Origin of the sequence: Buchnera aphidicola (Lipaphis pseudobrassicae), from assembly GCF_005081185.1 — a bacterium.
Classification (GTDB): domain Bacteria; phylum Pseudomonadota; class Gammaproteobacteria; order Enterobacterales; family Enterobacteriaceae; genus Buchnera; species Buchnera aphidicola_AD.
On sequence record NZ_CP034870.1, the window covers coordinates 52,377 to 63,239 of the forward strand.

The 10,863-nt window shown below is 25.4% G+C and carries 10 protein-coding genes; 7 read left to right on the forward strand and 3 right to left on the reverse strand.

The window, feature by feature from the left end:
• Positions 1-674 precede the first annotated feature (674 nt).
• From D9V70_RS03205 to cysE, 7 genes are all read left to right on the forward strand, one after another.
• The gene (locus D9V70_RS03205; RefSeq protein ID WP_437177666.1) at positions 675-1,016 is read left to right on the forward strand and encodes a hypothetical protein; all 342 of its coding nucleotides are present in this window, start codon (positions 675-677) and stop codon (positions 1,014-1,016) included.
• Positions 1,017-1,193: 177 nt separating this feature from the next.
• Positions 1,194-1,967: an acetylglutamate kinase gene (gene argB / locus D9V70_RS00250; protein WP_158355787.1), complete on the forward strand. Its 774-nt coding sequence runs from the start codon at positions 1,194-1,196 to the stop codon at positions 1,965-1,967.
• 46 nt (positions 1,968-2,013) lie between these two features.
• Positions 2,014-3,219, forward strand: a complete 1,206-nt coding sequence (locus D9V70_RS00255) for an argininosuccinate synthase (protein WP_158355788.1) — start codon at positions 2,014-2,016, stop codon at positions 3,217-3,219.
• Between the two features lie 65 nt (positions 3,220-3,284).
• Entirely contained in the window at positions 3,285-4,664 is a 1,380-nt protein-coding gene (gene argH, locus D9V70_RS00260; RefSeq protein WP_158355789.1) for an argininosuccinate lyase, read from the forward strand.
• Between the two features lie 134 nt (positions 4,665-4,798).
• The gene (locus tag D9V70_RS00265; protein WP_158355790.1) at positions 4,799-5,233 is read left to right on the forward strand and encodes a rhodanese-like domain-containing protein; all 435 of its coding nucleotides are present in this window, start codon (positions 4,799-4,801) and stop codon (positions 5,231-5,233) included.
• 92 nt (positions 5,234-5,325) lie between these two features.
• The gene (gene secB / locus D9V70_RS00270) at positions 5,326-5,784 is read left to right on the forward strand and encodes a protein-export chaperone SecB (RefSeq protein ID WP_158355791.1); all 459 of its coding nucleotides are present in this window, start codon (positions 5,326-5,328) and stop codon (positions 5,782-5,784) included.
• 66 nt (positions 5,785-5,850) lie between these two features.
• Entirely contained in the window at positions 5,851-6,681 is an 831-nt protein-coding gene (cysE, locus tag D9V70_RS00275; protein WP_158355792.1) for a serine O-acetyltransferase, read from the forward strand.
• An 86-nt stretch (positions 6,682-6,767) separates the two neighbouring features.
• Here cysE and rpoD read toward each other — a convergent pair whose 3' ends face one another.
• The 3 genes from rpoD to rpsU all read right to left on the reverse strand — a co-directional run bounded on the left by rpoD (position 6,768) and on the right by rpsU (position 10,762).
• Positions 6,768-8,606 carry an RNA polymerase sigma factor RpoD gene (rpoD, locus tag D9V70_RS00280; RefSeq protein ID WP_158355793.1) on the reverse strand — a complete coding sequence of 613 codons (1,839 nt, stop codon included), beginning with the start codon at positions 8,604-8,606 and terminating at the stop codon, positions 6,768-6,770.
• 96 nt (positions 8,607-8,702) lie between these two features.
• Positions 8,703-10,454 (reverse strand): DNA primase, encoded by a 1,752-nt coding sequence (gene dnaG, locus D9V70_RS00285; protein WP_158355794.1) that lies wholly within the window; start codon positions 10,452-10,454, stop codon positions 8,703-8,705.
• Between the two features lie 92 nt (positions 10,455-10,546).
• Positions 10,547-10,762: a 30S ribosomal protein S21 gene (rpsU, locus tag D9V70_RS00290; protein WP_158355795.1), complete on the reverse strand. Its 216-nt coding sequence runs from the start codon at positions 10,760-10,762 to the stop codon at positions 10,547-10,549.
• Positions 10,763-10,863 lie beyond the last annotated feature (101 nt).

Below are 10,863 nucleotides of genomic sequence, written 5' to 3' on the forward strand. Positions count from 1 at the left end.
TTTTTTTTATTATTATATAAAAATATTACAAATATTTGTCTTTAAGATACAAAACATTTTATTCATAAATAGATAATACATCAATTTTTTAATATTATAGAATATATTCTTGCTTTTAAAATTAAACGTATTATTTTTTTGTAAATAAAAGTTTTTTTAAAGGTTTATCGATTTAATATTGAACGTTATAATTATTGATACTAGTACAGAATTAGTTAATTGTTTTTATTGTTATAAATTTTTTTATATCAAAAAATACTTATTTTAGAAAATATTTTAGATTTAGATAAATTATTTTCAGATATACATCAATAATTTATAAATATTATCAATTTAAGATTTTATGATATTAATAAATCTATATTTATAGAAAAAGATATTAATGCTATTTTTTTAGCAATAAATCATTATGTTAGCTATTCTTTTTTTCTTCTTTTTGTTTTAATAATTATATTGTATTTGATCTTTCTGTAGCTTTTAGATTAAAAAAAATTTATTATATATAAAATATTATAATTTTTTATACAAATATCAGCAAATATTAAAAATATCTGTTTTATGGATTAGTAAAATGCAAAGAAAAAGATATCATTAAGTCATAATTAATTATAGTACTAGGATATTATGCGACGTGTATTCAATTAGCATTCAAACTTTTTATAGAAGCAGATGATATTCTTTATAAAACCTTTCTATCAGTAATTAATGTTATTATTAATGTTAGTTATACAGATAGAAAAACTAAATTTAATAATGGTTTTTGTGAAGTGAGTTTACATTCATATAATATATTTATACATCGTTATACTCCTAAAATTCTAGAACATCTAGGTATTCTAATAATTTTCATTTCAAATTTAGGTTCTTTTTCTCGTGGTATTATTACTACTATTACATACAAATTACAATCTAATGTTAAATCAGTTGATATTTATAATATATTTTATAAATTTTATGGAACCAAACTATTAATTCGTTTGTATGATAAATCTTTACCTAACATTAAAATAGTTTAAAAACTACTATTTTGTTATATTGGTTTTATTATTAAAAATAATTTTATAGTAATTTTAATCGGCGAAGATAGTTTATTAACAAGTGTAAATAATAAAACGATGCAATGTTTTAATATTCGTTTTTGTTTTTCTGAAATGGAATCAATTATAGTTTAATTAATGACGAGGTATTTTATAATGAATCCATTAGTTATTAAGTTGGGCGGAGTTCTTTTAGAAAGTGATGATGCTATGAAGCGTTTATTTAAAGCACTTGTTGATTATCAAAAATCTTATAAACGTCATATATTAATAGTACATGGTGGAGGTCGTTTAATTGATGAGTTAATGAAAAAACTTAATCTTCCAGTTAAAAAAAAGAATGGTTTACGTATTACTTTATCTGAACATATAAATTTTATTACGGGCGCTTTAGCTGGAACTGCTAATAAGACTCTACTTGCATGGGCGTTAAAATATCAAATAAATGCTGTTGGATTATGTTTAGCTGATGGAAAAAGTGTTAATGTAGAAAAATTAGATCAAGATTTAGGACATGTAGGGAAAGCTATTCCAGGATCACCATTATTTTTAAAAAAATTATTTAAAGAAGATATTTTACCTATTATTAGTTCTATAGGAATAACAAAAGATGGCTTATTAATGAATGTTAACGCTGATTTAGCAGCAACAGCTTTAGCAGCTACTTTACAAGCTAATTTAATTTTATTATCTGATATTAGCTCAATATTAGATGGAAAAGGACAACGAATAGCCGAAATTAATAGTGTTCAAGCTAAAAAATTAATTGCACAAGGAATTATTACCAATGGTATGATTGTTAAAGTAAATGCTGCGTTAGAAGCAGTTAGTATTTTAAATCGTTCTGTAGATATAGCAAGTTGGCAAAATGCAAAATCATTAAAGTCATTATTTAACGGTGTTAATATTGGTACTAGAGTATTTTTATAGTTGTTTTCGTTATGAAACATTACAAAAAATAGGTTATAAGAAAATTATGAAAAAACCAAATAAAGTTGTTTTAGCATATTCTGGTGGTTTAGATACTTCAGCCATTATTCCTTGGTTAAAAGAAAATTATGATGTAGAAGTGATTGCTTTTGTAGCAGATATAGGACAATCTAAAAAAGATTTAAATGGGATTGAAAAAAAAGCATTAGATTCAGGTGCTTCTAGTTGTCATATATTTGATTTAAAAGAAGAATTTATACGAGATTATGTTTATCCAGTTTTGAAAACTGGTGCACTATATGAAGGTAATTACTTATTAGGAACAGCATTAGCTAGACCTATTATAGCAAAAAAACAAGTAGAATTAGCATTAAACATTAAAGCAGATTCATTATGTCATGGTGCTACTGGAAAAGGAAACGATCAAGTGCGATTTGAAATGGCATATGCATCATTAGCACCAAATTTACATGTAATAGCTCCATGGCGTCAATGGAAACTTCATTCAAGGGAATCTTTATTGAGATATTTACATGAAAGAAATATTTCGATACAAGCAACATTAGAAAAAATTTATAGTAAAGATGAAAATGTTTGGCATATTTCAACAGAAGGAGGATTACTTGAAGATCCTTGGAATCAATCTAATGAAGATTGTTGGAATTGGACTACAAATCCTGAAGATGCTCCAGAAAAACCTGAGTATATTATACTAAAATTAAAAAAAGGATGTGTAATATCTGTTAATGATCAGCAATTAAAACCATTAAAATGCGTAGAAAAATTAAATGATCTTGGTGCTAAACATGGTATTGGTAGAATTGATATCATCGAAAATAGATTGATTGGAATCAAATCTCGAGGTTGTTATGAAACTCCAGGAGGAACTATTATTACAACAGCGATAAAAGCTATTGAACAATTAGTTTTAGATCGAGAAAGTTTTCGATGGAGAGAAAAAATTGGCTTGGAAATGTCTTCAGTTGTGTATGATGGTCGGTGGTTTTCGCCGATACGAAAATCTTTGCAAGCTGCTGCTGATGAATTATCTTCTGAAATTAATGGAGAAGTGATGTTAAAATTATATAAAGGTAGTGTCACAGCTGTTCAAAAAAAGTCTCCTAATTCGTTATATTCTTTAGAATATGCTACTTTTGGAAAAGATGAAGTATATAATCAATCTGATGCAGATGGTTTTATTCGCCTGTTTTCACTATCTTCTAGAATACGTGCAAAAAATAAATTTAAATAGTTTTATAGTTTTACAACAATTAAAAATTTAATCTTTAATTATTATTTTTTTTACAGAGAAAATATATGACACTTTGGGGTGGAAGATTCATTAATGAATCAGATGAATTGTTTAAAAAGTTTAATAAATCTTTGTCTTTTGACTACGTTTTAGCAAAAGAGGATATAACTGCTTCAATCGCTTGGTCTAAAGCTCTAATGAAGAGCAAGATCCTTAGTAAGGAAGAACAAATTTGCATAGAATCAGCATTGCTTGTCTTATTAGATGAAGCAAAAAAAAATACTCAAAATATTCTTAAGAGTGATTGTGAAGATATTCATAGTTGGGTAGAAGCAAATCTTATTAATAAAATAGGTAAGTTAGGAAAAAAATTACATACTGGTCGTAGTAGAAATGATCAAATTACAACTGATTTAAAATTATGGTGTAGAAAAAAAATATATATTTTATTAGATAATATTATTGAACTACAAAAATATTTTATCTTAAATGCTGAATCTAATCATAATATTATTATGCCAGGTTATACTCATTTACAACGTGCTCAACCTATTACTTTTTCCTATTGGTGTTTAGCTTATGTAGAGATGTTAAGACGAGATTTTAGTCGTTTAAAAGATGTTTTAAAACGATTAAACAAAAGCCCTTTAGGTTCTGGTGCTTTATCAGGAACAGCATGGAAAATAAATCGTCAAGAATTAGCTTTATCTATGGGATTTGATTCAGCTACTAATAATGCACTGGATGCTGTTTCTGATCGAGATTATGTTGTTGAGTTATTATCATCGGCTTCAATTAGTATGATGCATTTATCACGATTTTCTGAAGATTTAATATTTTTTAATTCTGGAGAAGCTAATTTTATTGAATTATCTGATTCGATTACTTCTGGTTCATCTTTAATGCCTCAAAAAAAGAATCCAGATGCTTTAGAATTAATTCGAGCTAAGTGCGGTCGTGTTTACGGTTCTTTAACGGCTATTTTAACAGTATTAAAATCTTTACCTTTATCTTATAATAAAGATATGCAAGAAGATAAAGAATATTTATTTGATGCAATCAAAACATGGAATGATTCTTTATCTATAGCAATTTTAGTATTAAAAAATATTAAAGTAAAATATAAATCATGTCGAAAATCTGCAGAAAAAGGGTATTCCAATGCAACAGAAATAGCAGATTATTTAGTTAAAAAAGGTGTTACTTTTCGTGAAGCGCATAATATATCTGGTCAATTAGTACTTCAAGCAATTACAGAAAAAAAATCTTTAAATGATTTAGAATTATCTACTTTTAAAAAGTATAGTAATCTTATCGAAGATGATATATATAAAAATATTACTTTAGAAGCATGTCTTGAAAAAAGATTATCTCAAGGTGGAGTAGCACCATGTCAAGTGTACAAAGAGATTCTAAAAGCAAAAAGAAGATTAAATATCTTTTAATAAAATGATTTAATATAAAAATTTTATATATTTTTAATTGTTAACTTGCATTTAAAATAATTTAAATGCCAAGTTAATAATTTTATAAAAAATAAAAATTTTTTTAATTAATAAAATATAGGATATATCAATTTATGTATAATCTAGTATTTTTTTTTAACGAGCATTTTATACTTAGTATTTTATGGATTTTTTTTCTTATTGGATCATTTTTTTTAACAATTAAACATATCTCTTTTAAAGATAAAATTATTGATAATACTCAAGCAATAAAATTAATAAATAAAAAGAATGCAATTATAGTTGATACTCGTTCTAAAGAAGTTTTTCAACAAGGTCACATTGTTAATTCTATTAATATTCCGCTAAAAAATATTATCTTAGGAAAAATAAAAGAAATAAAAGATTACAAATCTCTTCCAATTATTTTAATATTAAATGAAATGAATGAATGCAAAAATTGTATGAATGAGCTGTTAAAACATGGATTTAATAATATTTTTTTCTTAAAAAATGGCATATCTCATTGGATATCAGAAAATTTACCTCTTACTATTAAAAATAAATAATTGAAAAATTAACAAATATTTTATATATCTTGTAAATTGAACGCAGTTTTTTTAATACATATATTATTATTAATTTTTTTTGGATATATATTATGTCAGAAAAAAAAAGACAACAAGATATTTTTGAAATTCAACGTATTTATATAAAAGATATTTCTTTTGAAGTTCCTAATACACCTGATATCTTTTATAAAAATTGGCAACCTACTGTTAAAATAGATCTAAATACTCTTTCAAAAAAAGTCGAAAAAAATATTTTTGAAATTATTTTGCAAATAAAAGTTTTAGTAAAAATAAAAGAAGATATAGTATTTTTATGTGATGTAGATCAAGCTGGTATATTTGTTATTCCAAATTTAAATAAAAATGAATTAAAGCATTGTTTATGTGCTTATTGTCCAAATATTTTATTTCCTTATGCACGTGAGTGTATTTCTAGTTTAATATCTCGTGCAAGTTTTCCGCAACTGCATATTTCTCCTATTAATTTTGATTCTATTTATTTTAATCGTATAAACTTTGATAATACAAACACGAATAAAATTAGTTAGTTTTTTTATTTAATAAATAAAAAATTTTTATTATTAAAATAATTGATTTGATTTAAGGGAAAAAATATGTGTATTGTAGAAATATCAAAAATATGGAAGAAAATAATATATGAAGTTTCTTCTTTATCCGAAAAAGAACCAATTTTATCAAAATTTTATTATAATAATATTTTAAAACATAAAAGTTTAAGTTTTGCTTTAAGTTATATACTATCAAATAAATTATCTACTAATACTGTTTCTACAAATATACTCCAAAAAATATTTAATGAGATATATTTAGATGATTCTTCTATTTTAAAAGCTGTAGTTCAAGATTTAAAGGCAGTGTTAAAGAGAGATCCAGTAATAAACAATTACTTAATTCCATTTTTATATTTGAAAGGATTTCATGCATTACAATCTTATAGATTAAGTCATTATCTTTGGAATTTAAAAAACACTTCATTATCTATATATTTACAAAGTAGAATATCTACTATTTTTGCAGTTGATATTCATCCAGCTGCATCTATTGGTTCTGGTATAATGCTTGATCATGCAACTGGTATTGTAATTGGAGAAGGTACAATTGTAGAGGATGATGTCTCGATTTTTCATTCGGTTACTTTAGGAAGTACAGGTAAAAGTCTTGGAAAAGATAGACATCCTACTATTCGAAAAGGAGTTGTAATAGGATCTGGAGCAAAAGTTTTAGGAAATATCGAAGTTGGAATAGGTTCTAAAATAGGAGCTGGTTCTATAGTTTTAAAAAACATCCCTGCATATGTGACAGTTGTTGGAATACCAGCTAAAATTGTTAGTTCATTAAATAGTGAAAAAAAATATGCTTTTAAAAAAAGCAATTGTAGCACTTTGTCTTTAGAAGATTTTTACTACTATGGAGATGGTATTTAATTTTTTTATAAAATAAAAACTTCTGTTTTTCTTAAAATAACACAAGTTATTCTTTCAGAAGTTTTATTTTATAGTGTACATTTTTTTTAATCATCTAAAAAACTACGCAAAACTTCTGATCTACTTGGATGACGTAGTTTTCTAAGTGCTTTAGCTTCTATTTGACGTATTCTTTCTCGAGTGACATCAAATTGTTTTCCCACTTCTTCTAAAGTGTGATCAGTATTCATATCAATTCCAAATCTCATCCGTAGTACTTTTGCTTCACGAGCTGTTAAACCTGATAATACATCATGTGTTGCAGATCGCAAACTTTCAGATGTTGCAGAATCTAATGGAAGTTCTAGAGATGTATCTTCGATAAAATCACCTAAATGTGAATCATCATCATCTCCAATCGGAGTTTCCATTGATATTGGTTCTTTTGCTATTTTTAGAACTTTTCTAATTTTATCTTCTGGAATAAGCATTTTTTCAGATAATTCTTCTGGAGTAGGTTCTCGACCTATTTCTTGTAACATTTGTCTAGAAATACGATTAAGTTTATTAATTGTTTCTATCATATGCACTGGAATGCGAATAGTACGAGCTTGATCAGCAATAGATCTAGTAATTGCTTGTCGAATCCACCAAGTAGCATAAGTGGAAAACTTATAACCACGGCGATATTCAAACTTATCTACAGCTTTCATCAAACCGATATTTCCTTCTTGAATTAAATCTAAAAATTGTAGTCCTCTATTCGTGTATTTTTTTGCAATAGAAATTACTAATCTTAAATTAGCTTCTACCATCTCTTTTTTTGCTCTTTTGGCTTTAGCTTCTCCAATAGACATTCTTTTATTAATATCTTTTACTTGTTCAATAGTTAATCCAGTTTCTTGTTCTATTTCAATTAATTTATTTATACTTGAAAAAATATCTTTTTGAACTTTTTTTAAGTTTCCAGACCACGGTTGATTTGTATTTTGTTCTTTTATAAACCAATTGTGATCAATATTTTTTTCTGGAAAAATTTTCATAAAAGTTTTCTTTGGCATATTACATTTTTCAACACATAGTTTCATGATAGTTCTTTCTTGAACTCTAACTCTTTCCATCATATAACGCATGTTATTAACTAAGTGATCAAATTGTTTTGGAACTAGTCGGAATTGTTTAAACACCTCGGAAAGATTATAAATTTCTAATAAAGAGTCTTTATGTGTTCTTTTTTTGTTTTTAATTGTATTATTTGTATTGTTATATTGCGCTCGTAATTCAGAAAATTTTTCATTTGCTAATTCTGGATCGATACTGTGATCTTCTTCAGATTCTGTTTGATTATTTTCTTCATCTTCATGTTGGTTTTGTTCTTCATCTAATAGTTCTGAATCTATATGAATGGCAGTAGGAGAAAACATTTCTTCTGCATTTGGATCTACAAATCCTGTTATTATATCTGATAATCTTATCTCACCTGTTTTAATTCGATCATATTGTTCAAGAAGATATGTAATTGCTTCTGGATATTCTGATACTGAACATTGTACTTGATTAATTCCTTCTTCAATTCGTTTAGCTATATCTATTTCTCCTTCTCGTGTTAATAATTCTACAGTTCCCATTTCTCTCATGTACATTCGAACAGGATCAGTAGTTCTTCCTAATTCTGATTCTACGCTAGATAAAACTTGCGTTGCAGCTTCTACTGCATCTTCATCTGTATCTGTTTGTATTTCATTTAAAATTAAATCATCAGCATCAGGAGCTTCTTCAACTACTGGTATTCCCATATCATTAATCATCTGAATGATATCATCGATTTGTTCAGAATCAATAATATCTTCTGGTAGATGATCATTCACTTCCGCATAGGTCAAATAACCTTGTTCCTTGCCATGTGTAACAAGTAGCTTAAGTTGTGATTGTGGATTTTGATCCATAAGATGATATCCAAATTCTATTAGTTTGATAAAAATTAATAAATTTTTTATTAAAAATATAGATTTTTAATAGTAAAATTTATCATTATATATTAATTATTTTCTTTTTTTTATGCTATTTTTTAGTAATTTTTTATTAATAGACCAAATTTCTTGTTTTTCACTGATTGTTAATCCTTTTATTCTTTCTTTTCCAATAAGATATTCTTGTCTTTCTTCAAGAATTTTATTATATACATTCGTTAGTAAATCTAAAAACATATTTTGAATTTCTTCTTGAACAATCATATGATCCCATCCAGATAAGATTTTTAAAATATTACTTATTTTCGTATTTCTGTAATACTCTAACAATTGACCTGTATTAATGTTGGGATTGTTAAGACATATTTCTAATATCTCTAAAAAAATATCTAAACCTTTTATATTTCTTTGTTTTAATATTTGTACTGGAGGTGTTATTATAGCTAAATTAGGATTTTGTATAAGTAAAGCTATAAGCATTCTCATTGGAGTGCTTTTAACATAAAAATATGTTTTTTGTCTTTTTTTTATTTCTTGTTCATATAAAAATTTTTCAAAATGATTATCATCTAAAATGCCTATCATTCTAGCTAATGTCTGACGCAAGTAAATGCGTATAGTATCACTAGTAATAGTATTTATTAAAGGTAACGCACGTACGCTTAAGTAAAATTTATCATCTATTGATGATAAATTAACATTTTTTAGAATGTATTTAAAAAAAAATTTTGACATGCTCATAGCATTATTAATACGAATTTGAAATTTTTCTTTTCCTTCTTTTCTAATAGTGATATCAGGGTCTTCATTGTTTGGTAATAAAATAAATTTTAACGTTTTTTGATCTGATATATATGGTAATGCTTTTTTCAAAGTTTTCCAGGCTGCATTTTTTCCTGCTTCATCGCCATCATAACAATATATAACTGTGTCTGTATTTTGAAACAATATTTTAATATGTTCGATGGTCGTTGCGGTGCCTAAAGAAGAAACTACATAGTTAATATTATATTGCGTTAATGTAATAACATCAATATAACCTTCGACAACCAACAAATATTTAGGTTTAAAAAATTTTTTTTTAACTTGATATAATCCATATATTTGCTTGCTTTTAGAAAAAATATTTGTTTCTTGAGAATTTATATATTTTGGTAAGAAATTATTTATTGAACGACCTCCAAAAGCTACAATTCTTCCATGTTGATCTTGTATCGGAAAGATGATACGACCTTGAAAAGGATCATATTTATATCCTTGTTTATTGATTGAAATTATATTATGACTTAATAATTCCTGTTCTAATTTTTTCTCTATATTAAATTTTATACAAAATTTATTCCAATTTATACTAGAAAATCCAATTGAAAAAACATTAACCATTTCTTGATCAATGCCTCTTTTATATAAATATTTATTAGCTAAATTATCCAATTTTAAATTTTTTTGATATAAATAACATAATTTTTGCATTAATAGATATAGTTTTTGTTTTTTAATGTAAAAATCATTATTTTTGGTATGCTCAAAAGGTATTTGAATTCCATGAATTGTAGATAATTCTTCAATACTTTCTACAAAGCTTAAATGTTCATAATTCATTAAAAAATCAATAGCATTGCCATGTATATTACATCCAAAACAATAAAAAAATTGCTTTTCATAACTAACAGTAAACGATGGAGTTTTTTCATGATGAAAAGGACACTGAGCTTTGTAGTTTTTACCGCATTTTTTTAAAATTAATCTATTGTTAATAAGTTCTACAATATCAGTTCGAGATAATAATTCATTAATAAAATCTTTTGGTATTTTCTCAGACATATATTTTTTATGTTATAAAATTAGTATCCGTTCTTAATTAATACAAAAAGAAGAACGGATTTTTTTAATCCTTTATTATTAAATAAATATATTTAGTACATACGAACATGTCTTGCGTTTTCTCTTGTAAGTTTTTTTGCAAGTCTTTTAATAGCAGAAGCTTTAGCTCGTTTTCTTTCAGTAGTAGGTTTTTCATAAAATTCTCTTCGACGAATTTCAGCTAAAATACCAGCTTTTTCGCAAGATCGTTTAAATCGACGAAGCGCTACATCGAACGGTTCATTTTCACGTACTTTTATTATTGGCATTTGATATTAACCTCATTAACTTTTTAAAAAATAATAAAATTTTTTATAATGATAGAGATCCTATATCAATCTATATTACATTGTAAAGTATCATTTTTTTT

What these genes read in the sequence shown, in the direction of transcription:
- argB (WP_158355787.1), top strand. Translation starts at nt 1,194, where the DNA reads ATGAATCCATTAGTTATTAAGTTGGGCGGAGTTCTTTTAGAAAGTGAT.
- D9V70_RS00255 (WP_158355788.1), top strand. Translation starts at nt 2,014, where the DNA reads ATGAAAAAACCAAATAAAGTTGTTTTAGCATATTCTGGTGGTTTAGAT.
- argH (WP_158355789.1), top strand. Translation starts at nt 3,285, where the DNA reads ATGACACTTTGGGGTGGAAGATTCATTAATGAATCAGATGAATTGTTT.
- D9V70_RS00265 (WP_158355790.1), top strand. Translation starts at nt 4,799, where the DNA reads ATGTATAATCTAGTATTTTTTTTTAACGAGCATTTTATACTTAGTATT.
- secB (WP_158355791.1), top strand. Translation starts at nt 5,326, where the DNA reads ATGTCAGAAAAAAAAAGACAACAAGATATTTTTGAAATTCAACGTATT.
- cysE (WP_158355792.1), top strand. Translation starts at nt 5,851, where the DNA reads ATGTGTATTGTAGAAATATCAAAAATATGGAAGAAAATAATATATGAA.
- rpoD (WP_158355793.1), bottom strand. Translation starts at nt 8,606, where the DNA reads ATGGATCAAAATCCACAATCACAACTTAAGCTACTTGTTACACATGGC.
- dnaG (WP_158355794.1), bottom strand. Translation starts at nt 10,454, where the DNA reads ATGTCTGAGAAAATACCAAAAGATTTTATTAATGAATTATTATCTCGA.
- rpsU (WP_158355795.1), bottom strand. Translation starts at nt 10,762, where the DNA reads ATGCCAATAATAAAAGTACGTGAAAATGAACCGTTCGATGTAGCGCTT.